Origin of the sequence: Streptomyces sp. NPDC002130 (assembly GCF_040296465.1) — a bacterium.
GTDB lineage: Bacteria > Actinomycetota > Actinomycetes > Streptomycetales > Streptomycetaceae > Streptomyces.
Genome location: NZ_JBEOXI010000784.1, coordinates 1 through 1,512, shown reverse-complemented (window position 1 = coordinate 1,512; position 1,512 = coordinate 1). Strand labels below are relative to the sequence as shown.

The 1,512-nt window shown below is 64.1% G+C and carries 1 protein-coding gene; it reads left to right on the top strand.

Going from position 1 to position 1,512, the window contains the following annotated elements; all coding sequences use genetic code 11:
* Positions 1–1,512 (top strand): CocE/NonD family hydrolase (locus ABT116_RS45495; RefSeq protein WP_351646950.1); only part of this gene is annotated, 1,512 nt, incomplete at both ends.

Genomic DNA, 1,512 nt, shown 5'->3' with positions numbered 1-1,512 from the left:
CGCCCTGTGCGAGGTTGGGGCCGTCGCTCATGCAGACCTGCATGGAGTGCAGGTACCGACGGCGTCGATGCGGACAACCCCGCGCCCGCGATCCTGACCACGAACGGGTTCGGCGGTTCGTACAAGGATCAGATTCCGGCTCTGCAGAACTTCGCCGAGAACGGGTATGTCGGACTGACGTATTCGGGATTGGGTTTCGGCGGCACGAGTTGCAAGATCACACTCGACTCTCCCGCGTACGACGGCGTCGCCGCTTCCCAGTTGGTCAGCTTCCTCGGCGGCCAAGAGGGGATTGCCTACACGGATCAGGCTCTGACGCAGCCCTATCCGGCGCTCACCGCGGTGGTACAGGACTCCGTCGACCACTCGGGTGCACCGTCGACGAACGACCCGCGGGTCGGCATGACGGGCGGCTCCTACGGCGGCGGCATTCAATTCGCCGCCGCGAGTGTCGATCCCCGCATCGACACGATCATCCCCATGATCACCTGGAACGATCTTTCGTATTCCTTGGCACCCAACAGCACGGGAATCATTTCCGGAGTGTCCACCGCCGAGCCCGGAGCGGCGAAGGTGCTCTTTGCGTCGCTCCTCTTCGGCGCCGGCGTCGCAAACCCCGGAGTGGACGGCTACCTCACCGACCCCTCTCGACTTCCCGGCTGCCCGAATTACGTGCCGTACATGTGCAACGCGATCGCCGAGGCGGTGGTGACCGGGGACATCGGACCGCAAGTGGTGAGTGAACTCCGAGCGTCGTCGGTGTCGTCGTTCGTCGACCGGATCAACATTCCGGTACTGCTTGCTCAGGGGCAACAGGACACTCTGTTCGATCTGAACGAGGCAACCGCAACCTACGACGCGCTGAAAGCGCGTGGCGTCGACGCCAAGATGATCTGGCATTCGTGGGGGCACAGCCACTTGGCCGCTGCGCCGGGCGAATTCAGCTTCTCCGCACCCGACGAGGATGCCCAGTACGAAACCGGTCGCTTCATGGACTGGTTCGACCACTACCTCAAGGACGAGAACACGGAGACCGGACCGGAATTCGCGTACTTCCGTAACTGGATCGACTACGAGGGAAACGCGGCACCGGCCTACGCCACGTCCGATACTGTCGATGTCGGAACCACCCGCGGCTTCCAGCTGTCCGCTGACGGGGGACTGCTGCCGGACGGCGCGCCGGTTGTGCCCGGCTCGAAGACGATTGTCACCGCACCGGGTGGGCTGCCGACGGGAGTCGAGCCGCTCAACATCAATCCGGCCGGAAACATTCCGAATGCACAGATTCCGGGAACCGAGGCGCTCTGGACCACTGCGCCGATGACCGAACCGATGGATGTGGTGGGAGCCCCCACTGTGACGCTGCGTGTTGCGGCGCCCGGACAGCCGGTGGTGTTCGCGAAGCTGTACGACGTGGCACCTGACGGAACGTCGTCGCTGATCAATGGTCTCATCGCGCCCGTGCGCATCAGCGATCCGTCTCAGCCGGTGCCGGTGACGATGCCGGCGATA